The sequence below is a fragment of the Ferruginibacter yonginensis genome (assembly GCF_042651465.1).
Classification (GTDB): domain Bacteria; phylum Bacteroidota; class Bacteroidia; order Chitinophagales; family Chitinophagaceae; genus Ferruginibacter; species Ferruginibacter yonginensis.
In genome coordinates this window covers 596,551-618,112 of sequence record NZ_JBHSCZ010000002.1, presented here as the reverse complement: position 1 = coordinate 618,112, position 21,562 = coordinate 596,551, and the positions used below count along the sequence as shown (strand labels likewise).

Below are 21,562 nucleotides of genomic sequence, written 5' to 3'. Positions count from 1 at the left end.
TTTGTATGCTATTATGTGTAAGGCTGTATATAAATAAACGTAACTATAATATCACATCAATTTCAGGGTAGATAAATCAAATAAATATGCGTTTAATTAAAACAATAGCTTTATTAGTAACGGTAGGTTTTATAGCTATATTATGCTTTGCAAAAAATAGTAACAATGCCAATTTACATTTAAACAGTAAACCTTTCATTGGTGTATATGAACCTGTTGCGGTGTTAGAGTTGTTTACTTCACAAGGCTGTTCAAGCTGCCCTTCAGCTGATAAATTGCTAAAAGAAACCATTATAAATACTAAAGGTAAAAAAATATTTGCCCTGTCGTTTCATGTTGATTATTGGAATAGACTGGGCTGGGCAGATCCATTTAGCAACAAAGCTTTTTCGAAAAGGCAAAGTGATTATGTTGATGCTTTTGGTATTAATGGCTCCTACACACCTCAATTAGTAGTAAATGGCAATAAAGAATTTGTGGGGTCTGATAATACTACACTTTATAACGTATTAAATAGTGCCCTTAACACCAAAACTGCCGCTAGATTTAAGTATTTGTTTGTTCGTTATAACGCCGAAAATGCCATACAAATTGATTATGAATTAGAAGGCAACTTTAGAGACTGTGATGTAAATTTTGCTTTAGTATCTAATAGCGAAACCACTGTTGTAAAAAGAGGTGAAAATGGCGGAAGAACGTTGGAGAATGATCATGTAGTAAGGCAATTCATTACCAAAACAGCCGCAACAAAAGGAACTGAAATTTTTGCAACGACACCAACACCTGCAAAAAATAACGCTTCAATTGTGGCCTATATTCAACAGAAAAATAACCGTACTATAATTGGCGCAACAGCAACCACAATTCAATAATTTATATAGCGGTATTAAAATAATTGATAATTAAAGTAACTTGATAGCATACTAAGTACACATATATGCAACAAAACAGGGTTTTTATTCCAGAAAATTGGGTTGACAATTATGCAGATGAATTGTTTAGGTATACTATTGTACGAGTGAAAGATGTAGGCTTTGCTGAAGATATTGTGCAAGAAACATTTTTGAGTGCTTGGCGTGCTAAAGAAAGTTATAATGGCCTAGCATCAGAAAAAAATTGGTTATATGCTATTTGTAAAAATAAAATAATTGATCACTTTCGAAAGCAAACCCACAACGCAGCTATTGCAAGCAGTGCAGAAGAAGATTATTATTTTGAAGGCACCCATTGGAACCAACAAGCAGGCGCTCCAAAAGAATGGAATATAAATTATGATAAACGCATTGAGGCAAAGGAATTTTATACGGTTTTAGAAAAATGTAAAAACAAACTAAAAAGCATACAACAACATGTATTTGTAATGAAATTTATGGATGATATGGATGCTGATAAAATTTGTGAAATACTCAATATAACTGCATCAAACTACTGGGTATTGGTGCACCGATGCAAATTACACTTACGCAGTTGTTTAGAAAAAAACTGGATTAATATTCAATAAAATGATTAAAAAACTTTTAAATATTAGTTGTAAACAAGCTACCTATTACACTTGTAAAAAAGATGAAGGCAGCACCACTTTTATGGAGCAATTAAAACTGTACCTACATTTAGCAATATGTAAAACATGCCGACTTTTTGTTGCTCAAACAAAACTAATACAAAACAATGCATGCCATTTACACCAACACCATGACGCTACTTTAAATCCACAAAAAAAAGAAGCGATTAAATCAATTTTGGAAACCCTTTAAAAAGGAAATGCGTTGCTACCTTGGCTACATAAAATTGTTTTGATGCCTTTATGTAGAATATATACTACAAAGCAGCCTCCATTGTAGTATTTTTTACTAATTATTATCAAAAAATATTAAAATTTTGGTGGTGTAGCTTAATATAATGAAAAATTAAATTTATTTTTAATAAGCTACAAAGTCATAAGTTTTTAATGAATGTTTATCATTTTTTAAAAGTTTAAACTATGGCATAAAACTAACTACTACATCAAACTTTTAACCTTAAAATGCCAAGCGAACATTACTTTACAAAAGTATTTGAGCTGTTACCTATACCTACGTTTATAATTGTTGTAAAAAACAATACAATGATGGTAAACAATTGCAATGAGGCTGTATGCAATTTTTTAAATACGAGTTCATCCAAAATTATTGCACAACCACTATCAGTTATTTTTAATGAATTTCAGTTTGATGAAACATTCAACTTTGAATTGTATGTAAATAATGCCATTCATCTACATAAAAAAATACAAACACCGTTTTTAAAAATTAATAAAAATTCGCTTACAGAAAATACCGCTTTACAATTTGAATTTACACCAATTAAGCTTGATAATGCTGATGTTGATACACATGTAATGATAACGTTTCACAAAGCCTTTAGTACCGTACATGCCGAAAAATATAATTTTGAGAAAACCCTTAATGATAAGCATCAAGCTCACATCAATAAACTTGAACAACAAGCACATATAGGCAGTTGGGAATTCGATATTATTACAAACAACATTTATTTGTCAGATGAATTTTATAGAATTTGTGGTTTTGAACCCAATGGCTTTGAAAGTACATTTGAAAACACTACAAAACTGATTCATCCTGATGATGTTGAAAGCGCCACTACTGCTTATCAAAATGCCATCGTTACTTGCCAACATTACGAAATTGAAAAAAGAATAGTTAGGCCTTCAGGCGAAATACGATATATAAAATCATCTGGCGATGTTGAAGTAAACGAACAAGGCGTTACTACAAAACTATTTGGTGTTTTTATTGATATAACCGATGCTAAAAAACAGCAAAAAGAAATAGAATCGGCTAACCAACTTTTAAAAAATGCCCAACGTATTGTACAAATGGGTAATTGGGAGTACGATATTACAAACGATATTATTTATTGGAGTGATGAAGTTTTTAGAATGTTTGATTGGCAGCCTTCACCAAACACCGTATTGCATTTTAACGACTTCATAGCATTGGTGCACCCCAATGAAACATTAAAAATTTTAAAAGCAAAAAAAGCCGCTGAACAAAACAAAATCACAATCGATACTGAAATAAATATCATTTCAAAAAAAGGAACACATAAAATTGTTCATTTATTAGCTGAATTTCAATTTAACGAACAAACAAAAAGTAACTGGCTGTATGGCACTATATCAAATATTACAGAAGCTGCACTAGCCAAAAAACAATTAGAAGCATCTGAAAAAAGTTACAAATACTTATTTGAAAACAACCCTTCACCTATGCTAATTTGGGATTTTGAGACCCATAAAATTATTGAGGCTAACGAAGAGGCATTAATGAAGTACGGCTATACCAGAGAAGAGTTTTTACAATTAAAAATTGAAGAAATTAGGCCACCAGAAGATATTCCTTTAATACTAGCCACTATAAAAAACACTGAAACATACGGCAATATTCATAAACGAATTTGGCGCCATTTAAAAAAAGATGGTACGTTAATGTATGTTTCTATTACAGGCCATTTATTAACCTATAAAGGGCGAACCGTATCACTCATCCATATTGTAGATGTTACCGAACAAGAAGCAACACTTAAAAACTTATTACTGAGCGAAAATAAATTGAGCATTGCAACGAGTATTGCTAAGCTCGTTTATTGGAAATGGATACCATCAATCAATAACATTTTTTGGTCTGATGAAATTTACAAACTACTAGAAATTGAGCATCATCAAACAATACTCACCTTTGACATTTATAAAAAATATATTCACATAAGTGATAGAAAACTATATGAAACTAGTTTAAAAAATGCTGTAGTACAACAATCAAACATAAATATTATCTATCGCCTTGTACTGCCTAATGGTAATATAAAATGGATACAAGAAATTGGTTACATCAATACCGAAAATGAGGTAGTTTTTGAAGGCACCATACAAGACATCACAGAAAAAAAACAAACTGAAAATTTACTTAACAACGCTTATAAACTAGCAAAAATTGGTAGTTGGGAAATTGATGTTGAAAAGGGCACCGTTTTTTGGTCAGATATTATCAAAGAAATTAGAGAAGCACCAAGCAACTATAAACCAACTTTAGCAAACGGTATTCAATATTTTAAAAAAGGTATTGATAGAGATACTATCATAGCTAAAGTAAAAACCGCTATGGAAAACGGTATTCCGTGGGATGAAGAATTGCAAATCATCACTTTTAAAGGTAATACCAAATGGGTGCGTACCATTGGCGAAGCCGAATTTAAAGACGGTGTTTGTGTAAAAGTATATGGTAGTTTTCAAGATATTAATGATCGCAAAAAAGCAGAGCTTGAATTACTTGAAGTTTACAAAGAAAAAAATACGATACTAGAAAGTATTGGTGATGCATTTTTTACCGTTGATAAATATGGCTGCATTACCTATTGGAACAAAGTTGCTGCATCACTTTTTGATATTTCAAAAGAAATAGCCATTGGTCAATCATTGCACAAAATTTTAAAGTTCAATAAAACATTTTCTACTTACTACAACAAGGCAGTTGAACTACATACTGTACAACAGTTTGAAACGCTATACCATCCTTTAAATATTTGGTTAGAAGTTAGTTTATACCCTTCAGCAGAAGGACTTTCAGCCTATATTAAAGATATGACTGAAAGAAAAAAAGCAGATGATGAACTGCACAAACTCAATAAAAATTTAGAAAAACATAGTAAAGATTTAGCAAACTCAAACTTTGAATTAGAACAATTTGCCTATGTAGCATCGCATGATTTACAAGAGCCGTTAAGAATGATCACAAGTTTTATTACACAACTGCAAAAAAAATACAGCGATGTAATTGATGATAGAGGCAAACAATACATGCATTTTGCTGTTGATGGTGCTAGTAGAATGCGACAAATTATTCTTGATTTATTAGAATATTCAAGGGTGGGTCGCAGGCACGAACAATTGGAAGAAGTGGACTTAAACGAAATTGTAAAAGATATAATAACACTTTACCAAAAAAATATAAAAGAAAAAAAAGCCATCATTACAAGCGAAAAATTACCCTCCATTGCAGGCTTTAAAAGTCCTTTAAGGCAAGTATTTCAAAATATTATTAGCAACAGTTTAAAATATCAACAGGCCAGCAATATTCCTAAAATAGATATTTCGTACACCGCTACAGATACTTATTGGCAATTCGCAATAAAAGATAATGGCATTGGCATTGCACCTGATTATTTCGATAAAATTTTTGTGATATTTCAACGCCTACATCCAAAAGATACATACAAGGGCACCGGTATAGGTTTGGCCATTACCAAAAAAATTGTTGAAAGTTTAGGGGGAAAAATATGGGTAACATCGTCAGAAAATAAAGGAAGCACATTTTATTTCACCATATTAAAAAGCAACCATTGAGTATTTGGCGTACATATACCAACACCATTAAAATGAATTGCAGTGCAACTGATGTTCAGGTGCAAGATATTAGTTATTGGCGCAATAATTTATTTGCCAATATCATTATTTATTTATTGCCATTATGCTTAATTGCCTTAATACCTGGCTTATATTATTCCATTATTGTACATAAGCCAGTATTAGTTGTAATAGATGTAATAATTGTTTTAGCGATATTAATGATTGGCTTTGTAAGAAATTTACATGTAGAAATTAGAAAAATAATTTTTGCTATTTGTACATATACCCTAAGCGGATTCTTTATTTATTACCTTGGCCTCGTAGGACCAGGATTGCTTTTTTTATTTGCCGCATGCATTTTCTTTATTTTGGTTTTTTCAAATACATTTACTTATTACCCAGCTATCATCAATGCATTATTTTGTATTGGTTTCGGTATAGCTAAGTGGTTAAATTTATTACCATGGCTTATATATGAACATAATTCATTATCAGCATGGATAGCAGTATCATCTAATTTAATATTTCTAAGTTTTTTAGCCACCGCATTAATACCCAAAATTTTTATTGGGCTACAAAATACCATTGATAAAGAACGGGCACTTCAAGAAAAATTTAAAACGCAACAACAATTGCTGCAACAAACAGTTTCATTGGTTGAACAAAAAAACACTGAACTTGAGCAATTCGCATACGTTGCATCGCATGATTTGCAAGAGCCATTGAGAATGATTGCTAGTTTTTTACAACTCATTGAAAAAAAGTATTACAATATTATTGACGACAAAGGCAAGCAATACATATTTTTTGCTACCGATGGTGCTAAAAGAATGCAGCAAATGATTATGGATTTATTAGAATACTCCAGAGCAGGAAGAAAAGAAAATGAAATATCAAAAGTTGACATAAATGAAATTATCACTGAAATAAAATTTCTTTACAGTAAAATAATCAATGAAAAAAAAGCTGTATTCATTTATGAACAATTGCCAACAATTTATGTATCAAAAGCAGGTATAAAGCAAGTATTTCAAAATATAATAAGTAACGCATTAAAATATACAAAAACAAACCATCATGCAATTATAGAAATCAACTTTACACAATCGAATAACTATTATCAATTTAGTATTTGCGATAATGGAATAGGTATAGCACCAGCTTACCACGAGCAAATTTTTAATTTGTTTCAACGATTACATCAAACAAATAATTATAAAGGCACTGGACTCGGTTTGGCTATTACAAAAAAGATAATTGAACAAATGGGAGGTACTGTTGGGGTACATTCTATTGAAAACCATGGCAGTGAATTTTATTTTACAATACCAGTTTATCATGAAAATGAAAAAGGCACCCATACATAGTAACGATCATTTAAGAGTGGCCGCATTACATAAGTATGACATTATTAATGCAATGCCGAATAATATATTCAGTGATTTGGCAGATTTAGCCTCTATCATCTGTGATACGCCTATTTCTTTTATTGCGTTTATGGATGAACATACGCAACATTTTAAAGGGAGCAAAGGCACAGATATTGTACAAGCAAGCAGAGAGCTTAGCTTTTGTACATATGCCATATATGAAAAAAGCGATTTTTTTATCATTAATGATACCACAGAAGATGAGCGATTTTACAACCACCCTTATGTTGTTGATAGCCCCTACATAGCTTTTTATGCAAGTGTTCCTATTGTGGATGATGAAGGTTTTATTTTAGGTAATTTTTGTGTAATGGATCATAAACCCAAACAACTAAGTTCATTACAAGTTGAAGCTTTGAAAAAACTACGTAACCAAGTAGTGATAATGATTAATAAAAAAAAGCAGGGTAAATTAATTGAAAACACCAATACACTATTTAAAAAATTATACGATGTTAGTGAAATTGCATATCAAAAAAATAAAGATGATCATTTTGCTACACTCCAAAATTTCGAAAACCAGTACAATAAATTTGATGATGCTATCACCCACAAAAATTACGAAGTAGCGTATGAATGTTTAATAAACCAATATGAATTTGTTAAACAACAAATTGAAGCACTCAATACCAAAATTGAATTATTAGAAGATGCTAATAATGATGCCAAAATTGGTGCATGGGAATATGATATTACAAAACAAAGTATATACTGGTCACCCACTACAAAAAAAATTCATGGCGTACCTCAAAGTTATTCGCCCAATTTAGCAAGCGGAATTAATTTTTATAAAGAAGGTAATAACCGTTTACAATTAATAAATGCGATTAACAATGCAATTGAAAAAGGCGAATCATTTGAGATAGAACTACAGCTTATCACAGCAAAGGGTGATGAAATTTGGGTTCGTTCAAAAGGAGTACCGGTGTTTAAAAATAACAAATGCATAAAATTATATGGTACTTTTCAACATATTGATGAACAAAAAAAACAAGCACTTGCTTTACAAACCAGTGAACAAAAATTTAGAGGCATATTTAATTCCGTATTTCAGTTTATAGGTTTTTTAAATACAGATGGTATTTTGTTAGAAGCCAATGAAACAGCCTTGGCTTTTGCTGGCTTACAACCAAAAGACGTAATTGGAAAACATTTTTGGGATTGTTATTGGTGGCAAATAAATGAAGCCACAAAAACGCAACTAAAAGCAAACTTTGATAAAGTATTGTTAGGACAATGGGTAGAGTATGAAGTAGCCGTTTGGGATGCAAATAAAAATCCACAAACAATATTGTTCAATATGAAACCCTTGTTCGATGAAAATAACAACGTAATTGCTGTAATACCAGAAGGTAGGCTTATAGAGGAGTTCGTACAAATAAGAAAAGCATTAACACACAAAAATGCTGAACTTGAACAATTTGCATCAGTTGCATCACACGACCTGAAAGAACCACTTCGTATGATCAGTAATTTTATGCAATTGCTACAAAAAAATTATGGAAGTGTACTTGATGAAAAAGGAAATAAATACATCAACTTTGCCGTTGATAGTGCACTCCGCATGACCACCCTTATTAACGAATTACTCATATATACCAAAACAGCTGCCGCATACGGAGAAAAAACTTCTGTAAAAACGCAAGAAATTTTAGCCGATGTTTTAAAGCTTCAACATAATGTAATTGCTGAAAAAAATGCCACCATTATTGTTGGTACTTTACCTACAGTTAATAGTGTTGCAACAGGCTTAAAACTAGTTTTTCAAAACCTATTACTCAATGCTTTAAAATATCAGTTACAACATAACCAACCACTAATTGAAATTAGTGCAATACCTAATAATGATGATTGGCTATTTGCATTTAAAGACAATGGTATTGGTATTGAACCTGAATACCATGAAAGTATTTTTAATGTATTTAATAGGTTACATACCAACGAAACATATACCGGCAATGGTTTAGGTTTAGCAACATGTAAAAAAATAATTACACAACAAGGAGGGCAACTTTGGGTTGAATCCACAATCAACGAAGGAAGTACATTTTATTTTACCATACCAAAATAAACTCATATGAAGCCAATACATATTCTGCTTGTTGAAGACAACGAAGGCGATATAGTATTAACAACAGAAGCATTTGAATCTGCTAAAATCATGAATCAACTGAGCATTGTGAAAGATGGAAAAGAAGCGATTGATTTTTTAACAAAGCAAGGAAATTATACAAACGCCTCTTTACCTGATTTAATGTTGTTGGATGTTAACCTACCCAAAAAAAATGGACATGAAGTTTTACAGTTTATAAAAACAAACGATGATTTAAAACAACTACCTGTTGTAATGCTCACTACATCATCATCAGAAAATGATGTTTTAAAAGCATATAAAAATTATGTAAACTGCTACATAACCAAACCTGTTGAAATAGATATGTTTATGGATGTGATTTCAAAAATCGAAAATTTTTGGATATCAATTGTTCATTTACCCAAAACCAAAAACACAACGAATGATTAAGGATAACAACACATATAATATCTTAATTATTGAAGATAATTTAGGTGACTTTATTTTAATTGAAGAGTTTATTTATGATAGAATAGAAAGCCCTTCCATCACCCATACAAAAAGTTTTGCATCAACAAAATTGCTCAACCAAACTGCACAGCAAAAATTTGATGTTATACTTTTAGATTTATCGTTACCAGATAAGAGCGGCGAAGAACTGATAACTGAAATGAATACCCTTAATTGGGGCTGCCCCATTATTGTACTTACTGGTTATACTGATATTGAATTTAGTATAAAATCACTATCACTAGGTGCAGCAGATTATTTACTAAAAGATGAAATTAACGCCAGTGCCCTCTATAAAAGTATTGTTTATAGCATCGAGAGAAGAAAAGCAAATATTCAAATTGCAGAATCAGAAAAACGATTCAGTAATTTGTTTCAATTAAGTCCGCAACCAATGTGGTTATACGATATTGAAACTTTAAAATTCATACAAGTTAACAAGGCTGCCATTGATTTATATGGTTATACTTTCAATGAATTTTTGAAGATGACCATTCTTGATTTAAGACCAGCGACTGAAAACTTTAAACCAAATCAACCATTAAGTAACCAAGTAATAAATAATGATAAAGTATTTAATGATAAAATAAAACATCTCAAAAAAAATAAAGAAATTATTGATGTAGAAGTTTACAGCAGTGCCATAATCATTAACAACAATGAGTATAGGCTTACGATAGCTATTGATGTTACTGAAAAGATTTTGTACGAAAACAAAATGACAAAAGCTATTATTAAAACACAAGAAGATGAACGTAATGAAATTGGTGGTGAACTGCACGATAATATTTGTCAATTATTAGTGGCAAGCCAAATGAGTTTAGGTATGCTTAAAAATGCCATTGATGCACACTCAGAAAAATATTATGAACAATGTAAAGAGTACATAAGTGAATCGTTACAAGAAATTAGAAACTTATCGCATCGGTTATCGCCTGCTATAAATGAAGATATTAATATTGAAGATAGTTTTAGAAAACTGCTTAACAATTTTGATATTGAAGGAAAATATTTTATTGTATTTAAGTTTGATAAGCAACTAAACGACTATCAAGTAAATAAAGATATTCACATTAATTTATACCGCATTTTACAAGAGCATTTAAACAATATCATTAAGTATGCTAATTGTAAATCCGTTCAAGTAAACTTACAAGTTAACCATCATAATATTGTATTACAGATAATTGATGATGGTGTAGGTTTTGAAATTAGCAAAGCTAACTCAGGTATAGGTTTTGCAAATATGCGTAGAAGGGCTGAGTTGTTTGGAGGTAATTTTAATTTATATTCAGCAAAGGGTAAAGGTTGCAAACTAAATGTAACTATACCTATTCAAATAAAAGATAGTATTGAACAAGTGTAATAAAATGCGCTTATGATAATGATTGCGATGTTTTAGCAACCATTTTACCATTTAACCAAACTTGTAGCGTATAGGTACCTTTCAAAAAATTATCCATATTAATAGCAAAATTTATTTGTTGCTGCTCATTAGTAATAGGTAACATAATTTTTTTAGAATATACTTTTTTACCTTCATTGGTTTCAAAAACACCTGCATCCCAAACATCATTTTTTACTACTTCACCAGTGGGTTGTAATAAAACCAAACAAACTTCTGCACCATTGGTAGTTACATTATTTACACTAAAGGTTCCCACCCATTTTATAGGGTCGTTTGTAACATTGGTAACAGGTGTTTCATTTTTGTTGATAGCAAACAAATGAATATTATTAAAATTTAACCCGTTTGTTTGGTTAGCCATTACAGTTGTTGCGTTTGTATTTTTATTATCAACTTTTCTACTAAGTAATTGCTCCAGTAACAATTGTAGTCTTTTATTTTCAGTAGCAACTGAGGTGTAATTATTGGTTAGCAACTCAACCTGTTTTTGTAGTGCTGTAATTTTTTCATTTGCTAAAACCAAATCTGCTTCGCTATTGTAATTATTTAATAACGATTTTATTTCTGTTTTTAATAATGCAATTTTTGATAATTGAGCCGCCGTTGCCACATCACCCGTAGCATTCACTGCAGTTGGTTTAAATTTATTTTCAAAATCATTTACGGTTTGCGTATATATGTTACGCAACGAATCTCTTTTTACTGCAAAATATGGGCTCGATAATGTTTTTGTAGCAGCTGCAATGGTTGCAGTACTACCATTAAAAAATAACTTGTAAACCGTTATACCAAGCATAATGCTTGATATTACTAATATTACAATAGAAATGTTCAGTAACTGATCGTATTTTTTTTGTCGCATAATTTGTAAAAATGCGATATTGAATTGTACGATTTTTCTTTAAGGATATATTGACTTATTATGGATGCACTGATTTATTTACATAGGCCGAAATCCAACCTACCTGCCCATTTTTTACAAGAAAAAATTGCTTTTTTTCCATTGTTCCTTCAAACTGCCTAATAATATTTTGCAATAACGCAGCACCAGCCATCAGCGATTTTTGGTCGAACACTTTATGTACCCTCTCAACTTCAGCAATACGCATCAAATTTTTTGTAGGTGTATTTTTCAACAAATTTTCTGCTGATAATGAGTTGAAATTTGTACTTAAGGTTTCATTAAATTTCACCAAATCGTTGTAGGTAACAGGCACTACACTATTATCAATTAACTCAGGGTACATTAAAGTAGCAACACTCCAAGCAATACCGCCGCTAAATGCGAAATAATCGTTCATATTATATGCATCGCTTTCGTTTACTGCATATATAATTTCATTATTGGGTTCGCCTGCCAATACCCTCATTAATTGTTTTTTATAATTTGGTATTGATTTATCATCTTCTAAACGCTTTTCAGTGGCATTGGCCACAGTTTTTGTACCCCAGTTTAGGGTAAACAATTTCATTTCGTTGGTGTTGCCATTTCTAAAATAACCACCTTTGGTATTACCACTACCAATATCAATTAAAAAAGTACTGTAGCGCCTGCTTTCGGGTACAATACCAATATGCGATAAAATAGCTTCGTCTTTAATATCTATCACATCAACCACTCTATTGGGTTCATTAATTTTTGCCCTAAACGAATCTGATAACTTTGTAATGGCCGCTAGGTTATTTTCTTTTGCTGCTTGCCCTTTAACACCACTACTTACAACAGTATAAATTTTATTAGTTGGAATATTGTAAGTATTTACTGCCATGTTATAAAGTGCCGTTAAGCCATCAACCGTTGCCGTAAAACTAGCAGGCGTAAATGAAATAAAATCGCTGTTGATAGAAGTATCTTTAACACTCTTAAACGAGCCATTACTAGTAGCATTTTTACCCATTTCAATAATACTGAGTTTTACACCTTTTGAGCCCACCTCAATACCAGCGTAAACACTAGGTTCGTAATTTTTAATGCCAACATTCGTTTGTGCATGCAACTGTAATACGAATAATACAAATGTGAATTGTAATATAAAAAAGCGTTTAAAAGAATTGCACAACATACCCAGTAGTTTTGATGCGTAAAACTACATTTATTTATAGTAAAAAAAACACATATAACCCCTAAAAACGAGTATGAGTATAACTTTTATTAAAAAGTGAATAACTCAAAATTTGGTAACAACAAGGTTATTTAAACGCCCTATCGTATTGGTTAGGCCATAAAATATTGTCTCCTAGTTCTTTTGCAGCATGTAAGCCAAAATAGGGGTTGCTGAGTGCTGTTCTTGCAATAAAAATTAAATCGGCTTCACCTGCCTGCAATATTGCCTCAGCCTGTTGTGCAGTGGTGATCATACCAACAGCACCCGTTGCAATGCCTACTTGCTTTTTAATATGAGCAGCAAATGGTACTTGATAACCAGCGCCTACAGGTATTTTTACATGAGGCACTAAACCTCCACTTGAGCAATCAATTACATCAATACCTTCATTTTTTAAAATTGTGGCTAATGCAATAGATGATGCTTCATCCCAACCACCATCAGCCCAATCTGTTGCAGAAATGCGTACAAACAAGGGTAAATCATTGGGCCAAACGGTTTGTATTGCCTTTACAACTTGAAGTAACAACCTACTATTATTTTCAAAGTTACCACCGTAAGCATCGGTGCGTTTATTACTCAATGGCGATAAAAACTGATGTAGCAAATAACCATGTGCCGCATGTATTTCAAGCACTTGGTATCCGGCTATTAAAGCCCTTGCAGCGGCATTTTTAAAATCGTTGATCACTTTTAAGATGCCTGCTTCATCCAATGCATGGGGTGCCACATCAGTATCATAAAATGGTATGGCAGATGGTGCTACCGTATGCCAACCACCAGCATCTGATGGGGCTATTTGTTTACCTTTTTTCCATGGCACATCACAACTAGCTTTACGGCCAGCATGTGCCAATTGTATACCTGGCACCGCCCCCTGCGCCTTTATGAAAGCAGTAATTTTTTGTAATGGTTCAATTTGCTCATCATTATACAAACCTACATCCCCAATAGTAATTCTGCCTTCAGGCGATACGGCTGTGGCTTCTTGTATAATTAAGCCTGCGCCACCAACTGCACGGCTTCCCAAATGCACCAAATGCCAATCATTAGCAAAACCTTCAGTAGCAGTGTACTGGCACATCGGCGAAATAACCAACCTGTTTTTAAAGTGAATACTTTTGATGTTAAAAGATGATAATAGTAAACTCATAAATATGAAATAATAAAAATCAAAGTTACAACATTAAAATCGCAGCATTGCTTTGATTAAAACATATAACAAAAAATCAAAATTGTACAAGGGCAATTCACATTAAAATACGCCACAACAGTAGTTAACTTAACTATCTGCCCATAACTTAAATGCTGCCACTTTTTCTCTACTTATAATAATATCTTCTGCAATTGCGATATTTTTTATAAGCACCAACAACCGATTATTATCGTAAGGCCGTACTTGCTCAATAGCATCAATATGTACCATAAACTTTCTATTGGCCCTAAAAAAAAGTGATGGATCAACCAGTTTTTCTAGCTTTTCCATGGTCACATTTACGATATACTTTTTTCCATCTGTACTTACTAAGTGTACAATTTTATTATCAGCAATAAAATAAGCTATTTCATGAACGGCTATGAAGAAAAGCTTTTGACCGATTTTAGCAAAGAATCTATTTTTATATTTAGTAGCAATATTTTCCTTCAGCTCATTCAACAACACCTTATAATTAGGCTGTGCTGTATTCGCCACCATTACTTTATACTTATTTATTGCGTTGGCTAATGATGCTGCTGTTATTGGTTTTAAAATATAATCAATACTGTATAGTTGAAAGGCATCCAGTGCATACTGATCATACGCTGTGGTAAAAATAATAGGTTTTTTAACTATAACTCTTTTAAAAATTTCAAAACTATGCCCATCTGCCAAATGAATATCAACAAATAAAAGATCAGGATGTGTTTTGGTAGATAGCCATTCTACTGCTTCTTCTACTGACTCAACTGCACCCAAAACGTTAATTTTTTCATCATAAGTTTTTAAAAGTAACGTGAGTCTTTCAATAGCTAATTGTTCATCTTCAATAATTAAAATATTCATACAGCTTTATTAATGAACGTTTAGTAATGGAAGTGTTACAATAAAATGATTACTTGTTTTTTGCACAACAACTTCTTTCTTTCCAAAGAGTTCATATCGCTTTACAATATTATGTAGACCAATTGATGTAGAGTTTTCAACCACTTCACGTAATTGTAAATTATTTGTTACAATGAGTTCTTCATTAATATTTGTTTGTAATTGTATTTGAAGCGGTTTTAACCGAGTAGCAATATTGTGCTTTATAGCATTTTCAATTACCATTTGAAGTGAAGCAGGCACAATAAATTTATTTGTATGTTCGGGAGCAATATCAATTGTAAATTTTAAACCATTTGTAAATCGCTTTTCTAATAAATATATATAGGGCTTAATAAATTCAAGTTCATCTTTTACAGTAACCAACTCTTTATACTGATTATTTAAAATATAGCGATATACTTGCGAAAATGCTTCAATAAACTTGTTAGCATCAGCATTATTTTGCATAACTAATGATGAGAGCACATTTAAATTATTGAATAAAAAATGGGGGTTAATTTGGCTTTTTACCAATTGTAATTCTGCAATGGCTGTTTTACTTTTTAGTTGCTCCGCCTCCAACATTTTTGAACGATACTCTTTAAAATAAAAGAAAACAGCATTTACTAAATGAAATAATAGATTCACCAAAAGCGCATAAATTAAATTAAGTTTAAGTGGTACAAATGTTTTTTCAATAGTATTATTATGCAAAACCATACTCACAAAAAATACAATGCTGCAACAAACGATAATGGTAGCAACACCACTTACAACAAAAAATGAACAAAGTGTTTTTATCTTATTTTTAGAGTCATCTGTTTTATTAAAAAAATAGGGTTCTATTTTTCTATTTACTTCCCATATTAATAAGGTAATGGCGGTTATGGTACCTGCTGCATAATACCACTCAATAGGTATATTAAAATACTTATATACTTCACAAAGTAAAGTACTCAAGTAAGTGTAAAACGAAAGAAAAAATATAAAATAATAACGGTACTTATGGTTAAACATATTGCAACTTAATAAAATAAGATAATATTAAACCGATAGCAAAACATGTAATACAATTGACATATTGAAACAAATGCTAAATAAAATAAGCACCAACAATATAAAATGAATTTATAAGGTTGATGCTTACTAACATAGGAATCATTATAACTTATAACAACACCTTGTCAATTACATGAATAACACCATTTGTTGTAACAATATTAAATAATGGTGCTGGTGTTGTGATGATATTTGATGGTGTTGCTGTTGAACCAGTAATTTTTAATGCAGTGGCCCCAGTAACTGTAAGTGTTTGCTGCGGACTTATAACAGCAAGTGGGTTAGCCGTATTCAACGTACCATTAATTACGAGGTCACTTGCAAAAGCATTTGTTGGCAAAACGTGAGAAAGAATAATTCTTCTTACTGTAGCTGAATCTGCAGTAGCAATAGTACTTGCATTATTGTAAGGTGCACCCAAAGCACTAAAAGCAGCATTGGTTGGTGCAAAAACAGTGAACTTGCCTGGCCCTGATAATACACCTGCCAAACCTGCCCTGCTAACTGCTGCAAGTAATAATGAAAACTCAGGAGTTGGAGCACTTGCATTAGCAATTACCACCTGCGCTATTGATTGTGTTGGAGGAACCAATACTTTATCAATTACATGCACCACACCGTTAGATGCATTAATATCGGCAGTAACTACTTTAATACCATTTACAAAAACGCCATTTGCTCCTTTTGAAGCATATAAATTTTTGGTGTTCAGCGTTTTCACCGTATCACTAGTTGGTACAGATGCTGCCAATACTTTACTACCCAACACATGGTATAAAAGCAATGGTGTGAGCACATTGGTTACATCTGCTGCTGATAACGCATTAATGCTAGCCTCCGTATAACCTGCTGCTCTAAATGCATTATTGGTTGGTGCAAATACGGTATAGCTTTTTGATACATCAGATAATGTTGTAGCTAAATTAGCTTTTACAACTGCCGCAACTAAAATTGAAAAAGTAGTATCTGATTGTGCTACCCCTACAACAGTTGGCGTTGGTGGTGCTACAATTGGATCATCATCTTTATTGCAAGATGACATTACTAACAGACTTCCTAAAGCTGTTACAAAAAACAAACTTTTAAATGATTGAATGATTTTCATATATATAATTTTTAGTAATGTAAAAATGGATAATACACTTTAAAGAAAAATTATAAGTAAGCCCAACTGCAGTATTTAAGGAGTGAACAGCGCCATTTTACTGCTGAATTGTTTATTGAAGTAGCTGCAACCACTTTTAATTTTTCATAAAAAATGATAGTTGTGAATATTTTTTACTTTAAAATGTTACTATTGCGCTATTAAAAACACTATAATTTTATAAAAAACGATGATTGAAAATATTACAGTTACCACAACCGTTTTAAAGCCTATAGATAAAGTTTGGGAATATTTTACCCAACCTCAACATGTAACAATGTGGAATGCTGCAAGTGATGATTGGCATTGCCCTGCTGCTACCAATGATTTAAAAGTTGGGGGTACATTTCACTACACCATGGCAGCTAAAGATGGTAGTATGAGCTTTGATTTTTGGGGGACTTATAACGATGTACAAAAAGAAAAATTACTAGAAATTACCTTAGGCGATAATCGAAAAATGACGGTACATTTTACAGCACTAGAAAAAGGAACGCTACTTAAAGAATCATTTGAACCTGAAACCCAAAATTCAAAAGAATTACAACAAGCAGGGTGGCAGGCTATACTTGATAATTTTAAAAAATATGCTGAGGGTTTGTAAAATGAACTAATAAAAAAAGGCAAACTTTAAAAGTTTGCCTTTTTGCTCCCCCTGCTGGACTTGAACCAGCGACCCTCTGATTAACAGTCAGATGCTCTAACCAACTGAGCTAAGGAGGAATAACCTACCACCCATTTTCACGAGTGGGATGCAAAAATAAAGATTTTCATTACAAAAAAAAATATTATCGCAATTATTTTAACCAATTAAACATACTATTTTTTTCAAAACCTATAAAAACCCCATTTGGCCTCACTTCCACTGCGTAATTTTTTAAAAAATATCCTTCGCCACTTACATTTCTACCTGTAGATAACGCAAATTTATACCTGTGTAATGGACAAACTATATTACCCAGCGCATCAATATAGCCTTCGCTCATTTTACCACTTGCATGTGGGCATTTGGCTGCGCAAGCAAAAACGTTGTTTTGGTGCAACGCTATACATACATGTTTTCCGTTTACTTGCACTTCGGCTAAGTGTTGAATGTTGAAGGTTAGCGCCTCTAAACTTTCTGCAATTTTAAACCATTCATATTGCTTACTCATACATAACTATTAGTAAAAAAACTCAGCCTTATAAGGGTAACGTATTTGATACATATCCCTCACTTTATTTAATATGGTTTGGCGTAAAACGTCAAAATTTTGTCTATCAATAGCAGCTACAAAAACACAATTACCTTTGGTACTTTCTTCCCAACGTTCTTTTAATTCTCTTAAAATATCTTGTTTAATTTCTTCTTCAAGCCATTCATCAAAAGTAATTTTCGCAAATTGATCCATTTTATTAAAAATGGTAATAGTGGGTTTATCGGCACAATTTAGTTCTGCCAAGGTTTTATTAACCACTGCTAATTGCTCCTCATATTGGGGATGTGAAATATCAACTACATGTAACAAAACATCTGCCTCTCTCACTTCATCTAAAGTACTTTTAAAACTTTCCACTAAATGATGTGGTAACTTTCTAATAAAACCAACTGTATCACTCAATAAAAAAGGTGTTTGTTCAAATACTACTTTTCGGGTAGTGGTATCAAGGGTTGCAAATAATTTATTTTCTGCAAATACTTCACTCTTACTTAACCCATTCATAATAGTGCTCTTTCCCACATTGGTATAACCTACCAACGCTACCCTAATAAATTCACCTCTTTCTTTTCGTTGTGTAAAAGCTTGTCGATCATAATCTTCTAAACGCTTTTTTAAAAGACTAATTTTATCTTTTACAATACGTCTATCAGTTTCAATTTCTGTTTCACCCGGGCCCCTTGTACCAACGCCACCGCCTTGACGCTCCAAGTGTTTCCACATACCTTTTAAACGGGGTAAAATATATTGGTACTGCGCCAACTCTACCTGGGTTTTTGCTTGTGCCGTTTTAGCTCTGCTAGCAAAAATATCGAGGATTAAATCGCTTCTATCAATGGTTTTAACGCCAATTTCTTTTTCAATATTCTGTATTTGTGAGCCAGTAAGTTCATCATCAAAAATTACAATGGTGATACTACCCTTTGCAATAATGTAGTTTTTTATTTCTTCTAACTTTCCTTTACCCACAAAGGTTCTACTATCGGGGTGTTTCATTTTTTGTGTATACCTTCTCAAGGTTTTTACACCAGCTGTTTCTGCTAAAAATTCTAACTCATCGAGGTACTCATTCACTTGCACTTCGGTTTGGCCATTTTGTACAAGCCCTACCAATACAGCACATTCATCTACCTTAATGGCATTTTTTTTATCTATCAAATTATATTTGTTTTATTTTAAAAGTTATTTGCAAACACAAATTATAACTAAGCAATATCAGTTATAGTATTAATTAAGTTATCATTAAAGGTAAATATACTTTTTACATTTGCAACAATCATTTCGCCTGCTTTTATCCCATTATCTAAATCAATAGCCGCAGTAGCACTAAAGTGAATATCAACTGTAGTTGAAGGCGGACTATACTTAAAAGAAACGATGGTTTGTGTTCTTTTTGAAAACATTGGTAACACTTTTAAAGCTTGTTGCTCAAAAGCAATTTTAGAAGTTAGTTTCATTACAATTTCACCATTTGCAATATGTGTAAAATGAACATCATCGGTTAAAAGCACCATCATACCTGCAACATTATGTTCATTATAAGCAGTAATGTATTCGGTAATTTTTAAAAGGGCTTTTTGCATATTCATGAAAAAAAAGGGTATATGTAAAAATGCCAACTACATAGCTGGCATTTTAATATGATAATATGTAATGATTTATTTACCGGCCCTTTTGTTAGCAACATCAACCCAAGGCTTTAGTGCATCACAATCTTTAAACTCAGGGTCAATCATAATGTAATAAGAACTTAGTTTTTTATTAAACCAAGCTTCTATGGCATTTTCTTTTTTTTCTTCGAGTGCTCGTTGTGCAATTTTATTATAATCGTCTCTCAAATTTTCTCTGTGAGGCGCTGTTTGTGTTTTTAAATAAATGATACGTACACCTTGTTTACCAGATGGATCCGTAAAAGCTTGTGGTTGCGAATATGCACCAGGCTTTAAGGTTTTTAAAATAGGAATGATATCTTTATCAAGCTGATCAATTGTTAAGAATGTACCTCCAGGGCCTTGCATCATACCCGCTGTAAACTTACTATTATCATCATCGCTATATTTATTAATGGCCGTACCAAAATCAATTGTTCCTGCTATTAATTTAGCCCTTACAGAATCAAGTTTATCAAGACCTTCTTTTAATTCGATAGTTGTTACTTGGGGAATTTTGATGATATGTCGTACCACTACATCTTCTCCATTTCTACTCACTAATTGAATAATATGATAGCCAAACTTGCTTTTAAAAGGGTTAGATATTTGACCTTCTTTTAAAGTAAAGCATTTTGATAAAAACGTTGGGTCAATATCTTTTTGGTTGCGATTAATTTCCATTTGGCCAAAACGTTCTTTAGCGCCAGGTTCGTCAGAATATTGTGCAGCTGCTTGTTTAAAATCTTTTTTACCAGATTCTATGGCTGCTTTATATTCATTTAATTGTTCCTTACAATACTCTTCCGCATCTCTACTAGCTTTAGGAAAAACAATAAGTTGACCAATTTCAACTTCTGATTCGTAATAGGGTAAACTATCAGTAGGAATTTTAACGAAATAGTTGCGTACCTCTGTTGGCGTAATACGAACGGCATCAACAATTTTATTACGCATTGCTGCAGCTAATTTTTGGTCCTTAATAGGATCCCTCATATCTTCTTTAAGTTGGTAAATAGTTTTACCTGCTACTTTCTCCAACTCATTTTTTCCACCAAATTGGTTGATGTAGGTTCTAATTCTATTATCAATATCAGTTTCAACCTCTTCATCAGTTACGGGCAATGAATCTTTTTCGGCTTGTAAAACCAAAGTTTTGGTACCCATCAAATCTTGAAAAACAAGGCATTGTCCATTTTCAGGAATTTCAGCACCTTGGCGTTGCATATCTAACAAGCGATCAGTAATATCACTTTTTAGTACAATTTTATTACCGATAATACCAACAATTTTATCAGCCGTTACTTTATTAGGTTGTGCAAATACCAACAGGGTATTTAACAGCAAAAATGAAAGAAAAAAAAGTATTTTTTTCATGTATAATTTTTAAAGTGCTCTTGCTTACACAAGGAATATAAACAGTTATTTCAAAGATAATACCCTTGGGCATCATACTTAAATAACCCTACTTCATTTAACAAAAAATTGCAGCAGTTAACTGCCGCAATTTTTGTT

19 protein-coding genes and 1 tRNA gene are annotated in these 21,562 nt (G+C 32.2%); 9 read left to right on the top strand and 11 right to left on the bottom strand.

Translation table 11 applies throughout. The features are described from left to right. Nucleotides 1-86: 86 nt before the first annotated feature. The 8 genes from ACFOWM_RS09895 to ACFOWM_RS09860 all read left to right on the top strand — a co-directional run bounded on the left by ACFOWM_RS09895 (nt 87) and on the right by ACFOWM_RS09860 (nt 10,784). The gene (locus ACFOWM_RS09895; RefSeq protein ID WP_379709418.1) at nt 87-872 is read left to right on the top strand and encodes a DUF1223 domain-containing protein; all 786 of its coding nucleotides are present in this window, start codon (nt 87-89) and stop codon (nt 870-872) included. 65 nt (nt 873-937) lie between these two features. Further along, complete coding sequence (locus tag ACFOWM_RS09890) at nt 938-1,501, top strand: sigma-70 family RNA polymerase sigma factor (protein ID WP_379709417.1); 564 nt, start codon at nt 938-940, stop codon at nt 1,499-1,501. Between the two features lies 1 nt (nt 1,502). Further along, nucleotides 1,503-1,754 (top strand): hypothetical protein, encoded by a 252-nt coding sequence (locus ACFOWM_RS09885; protein WP_379709416.1) that lies wholly within the window; start codon nt 1,503-1,505, stop codon nt 1,752-1,754. A 269-nt stretch (nt 1,755-2,023) separates the two neighbouring features. After that, nucleotides 2,024-5,401, top strand: coding sequence for a PAS domain-containing protein (locus tag ACFOWM_RS09880; protein WP_379709414.1), 3,378 nt, complete (start codon nt 2,024-2,026; stop codon nt 5,399-5,401). Next, nucleotides 5,398-6,771 carry a sensor histidine kinase gene (locus ACFOWM_RS09875; RefSeq protein WP_379709412.1) on the top strand — a complete coding sequence of 458 codons (1,374 nt, stop codon included), beginning with the start codon at nt 5,398-5,400 and terminating at the stop codon, nt 6,769-6,771. The genes ACFOWM_RS09880 and ACFOWM_RS09875 overlap by 4 nt, the downstream gene beginning before the upstream one ends. After that, on the top strand, nt 6,743-8,905 hold the full coding sequence (locus ACFOWM_RS09870) for an ATP-binding protein (protein ID WP_379709410.1): 2,163 nt from the start codon (nt 6,743-6,745) through the stop codon (nt 8,903-8,905). The genes ACFOWM_RS09875 and ACFOWM_RS09870 overlap by 29 nt, the downstream gene beginning before the upstream one ends. A gap of 6 nt (nt 8,906-8,911) precedes the next feature. Then, a complete protein-coding gene (locus ACFOWM_RS09865; protein ID WP_379709408.1) occupies nt 8,912-9,358 on the top strand; it encodes a response regulator in 447 nt (148 codons plus the stop codon). After that, nucleotides 9,351-10,784 (top strand): response regulator, encoded by a 1,434-nt coding sequence (locus ACFOWM_RS09860; protein ID WP_379709405.1) that lies wholly within the window; start codon nt 9,351-9,353, stop codon nt 10,782-10,784. The genes ACFOWM_RS09865 and ACFOWM_RS09860 overlap by 8 nt, the downstream gene beginning before the upstream one ends. A 10-nt stretch (nt 10,785-10,794) precedes the next feature. Here the strand turns inward: ACFOWM_RS09860 and ACFOWM_RS09855 are convergent, their stop codons facing one another. The 6 genes from ACFOWM_RS09855 to ACFOWM_RS09830 all read right to left on the bottom strand — a co-directional run bounded on the left by ACFOWM_RS09855 (nt 10,795) and on the right by ACFOWM_RS09830 (nt 17,160). Next, nucleotides 10,795-11,688 (bottom strand): hypothetical protein, encoded by an 894-nt coding sequence (locus ACFOWM_RS09855; RefSeq protein WP_379709402.1) that lies wholly within the window; start codon nt 11,686-11,688, stop codon nt 10,795-10,797. 58 nt (nt 11,689-11,746) lie between these two features. Beyond that, nucleotides 11,747-12,889, bottom strand: coding sequence for a hypothetical protein (locus ACFOWM_RS09850; protein ID WP_379709400.1), 1,143 nt, complete (start codon nt 12,887-12,889; stop codon nt 11,747-11,749). Nucleotides 12,890-13,016: 127 nt separating this feature from the next. Next, nucleotides 13,017-14,084, bottom strand: coding sequence for an NADH:flavin oxidoreductase/NADH oxidase (locus ACFOWM_RS09845; protein WP_379709397.1), 1,068 nt, complete (start codon nt 14,082-14,084; stop codon nt 13,017-13,019). A 129-nt stretch (nt 14,085-14,213) separates the two neighbouring features. Beyond that, nucleotides 14,214-14,975, bottom strand: a complete 762-nt coding sequence (locus ACFOWM_RS09840) for a LytR/AlgR family response regulator transcription factor (RefSeq protein ID WP_379709394.1) — start codon at nt 14,973-14,975, stop codon at nt 14,214-14,216. Nucleotides 14,976-14,984: 9 nt separating this feature from the next. Continuing rightward, on the bottom strand, nt 14,985-15,956 hold the full coding sequence (locus ACFOWM_RS09835; RefSeq protein WP_379709392.1) for a sensor histidine kinase: 972 nt from the start codon (nt 15,954-15,956) through the stop codon (nt 14,985-14,987). A 208-nt stretch (nt 15,957-16,164) separates the two neighbouring features. Then, on the bottom strand, nt 16,165-17,160 hold the full coding sequence (locus ACFOWM_RS09830) for a fasciclin domain-containing protein (protein WP_379709389.1): 996 nt from the start codon (nt 17,158-17,160) through the stop codon (nt 16,165-16,167). Nucleotides 17,161-17,389: 229 nt separating this feature from the next. Here ACFOWM_RS09830 and ACFOWM_RS09825 point away from each other — a divergent pair, with 229 nt between their 5' ends. Beyond that, a complete protein-coding gene (locus ACFOWM_RS09825; RefSeq protein ID WP_379709386.1) occupies nt 17,390-17,803 on the top strand; it encodes an SRPBCC domain-containing protein in 414 nt (137 codons plus the stop codon). Nucleotides 17,804-17,848: 45 nt separating this feature from the next. On the opposite strand, the gene ACFOWM_RS09820 is transcribed toward ACFOWM_RS09825, so the two are convergent. The 5 genes from ACFOWM_RS09820 to ACFOWM_RS09800 all read right to left on the bottom strand — a co-directional run bounded on the left by ACFOWM_RS09820 (nt 17,849) and on the right by ACFOWM_RS09800 (nt 21,424). Further along, nucleotides 17,849-17,922 (bottom strand) — tRNA-Asn (locus ACFOWM_RS09820). A gap of 74 nt (nt 17,923-17,996) precedes the next feature. After that, nucleotides 17,997-18,353, bottom strand: a complete 357-nt coding sequence (locus tag ACFOWM_RS09815; protein ID WP_379709383.1) for a Rieske (2Fe-2S) protein — start codon at nt 18,351-18,353, stop codon at nt 17,997-17,999. 9 nt (nt 18,354-18,362) lie between these two features. Beyond that, nucleotides 18,363-19,556 (bottom strand): GTPase HflX, encoded by a 1,194-nt coding sequence (hflX, locus tag ACFOWM_RS09810; protein ID WP_379709380.1) that lies wholly within the window; start codon nt 19,554-19,556, stop codon nt 18,363-18,365. Between the two features lie 47 nt (nt 19,557-19,603). Further along, nucleotides 19,604-19,987 (bottom strand): nuclear transport factor 2 family protein, encoded by a 384-nt coding sequence (locus ACFOWM_RS09805; RefSeq protein ID WP_379709377.1) that lies wholly within the window; start codon nt 19,985-19,987, stop codon nt 19,604-19,606. A 69-nt stretch (nt 19,988-20,056) separates the two neighbouring features. After that, complete coding sequence (locus tag ACFOWM_RS09800; RefSeq protein ID WP_379709374.1) at nt 20,057-21,424, bottom strand: peptidylprolyl isomerase; 1,368 nt, start codon at nt 21,422-21,424, stop codon at nt 20,057-20,059. Between the last annotated feature and the right edge of the window lie 138 nt (nt 21,425-21,562).

Excerpts from the sequence above, each read along its gene's own strand:
- ACFOWM_RS09895 (WP_379709418.1), top strand. The coding sequence starts at position 87 with ATGCGTTTAATTAAAACAATAGCTTTATTAGTAACGGTAGGTTTTATA.
- ACFOWM_RS09890 (WP_379709417.1), top strand. The coding sequence starts at position 938 with ATGCAACAAAACAGGGTTTTTATTCCAGAAAATTGGGTTGACAATTAT.
- ACFOWM_RS09885 (WP_379709416.1), top strand. The coding sequence starts at position 1,503 with ATGATTAAAAAACTTTTAAATATTAGTTGTAAACAAGCTACCTATTAC.
- ACFOWM_RS09880 (WP_379709414.1), top strand. The coding sequence starts at position 2,024 with ATGCCAAGCGAACATTACTTTACAAAAGTATTTGAGCTGTTACCTATA.
- ACFOWM_RS09870 (WP_379709410.1), top strand. The coding sequence starts at position 6,743 with ATGAAAATGAAAAAGGCACCCATACATAGTAACGATCATTTAAGAGTG.
- ACFOWM_RS09865 (WP_379709408.1), top strand. The coding sequence starts at position 8,912 with ATGAAGCCAATACATATTCTGCTTGTTGAAGACAACGAAGGCGATATA.
- ACFOWM_RS09860 (WP_379709405.1), top strand. The coding sequence starts at position 9,351 with ATGATTAAGGATAACAACACATATAATATCTTAATTATTGAAGATAAT.
- ACFOWM_RS09855 (WP_379709402.1), bottom strand. The coding sequence starts at position 11,688 with ATGCGACAAAAAAAATACGATCAGTTACTGAACATTTCTATTGTAATA.
- ACFOWM_RS09850 (WP_379709400.1), bottom strand. The coding sequence starts at position 12,889 with ATGTTGTGCAATTCTTTTAAACGCTTTTTTATATTACAATTCACATTT.
- ACFOWM_RS09845 (WP_379709397.1), bottom strand. The coding sequence starts at position 14,084 with ATGAGTTTACTATTATCATCTTTTAACATCAAAAGTATTCACTTTAAA.
- ACFOWM_RS09840 (WP_379709394.1), bottom strand. The coding sequence starts at position 14,975 with ATGAATATTTTAATTATTGAAGATGAACAATTAGCTATTGAAAGACTC.
- ACFOWM_RS09830 (WP_379709389.1), bottom strand. The coding sequence starts at position 17,160 with ATGAAAATCATTCAATCATTTAAAAGTTTGTTTTTTGTAACAGCTTTA.
- ACFOWM_RS09825 (WP_379709386.1), top strand. The coding sequence starts at position 17,390 with ATGATTGAAAATATTACAGTTACCACAACCGTTTTAAAGCCTATAGAT.
- ACFOWM_RS09815 (WP_379709383.1), bottom strand. The coding sequence starts at position 18,353 with ATGAGTAAGCAATATGAATGGTTTAAAATTGCAGAAAGTTTAGAGGCG.
- ACFOWM_RS09805 (WP_379709377.1), bottom strand. The coding sequence starts at position 19,987 with ATGAATATGCAAAAAGCCCTTTTAAAAATTACCGAATACATTACTGCT.
- ACFOWM_RS09800 (WP_379709374.1), bottom strand. The coding sequence starts at position 21,424 with ATGAAAAAAATACTTTTTTTTCTTTCATTTTTGCTGTTAAATACCCTG.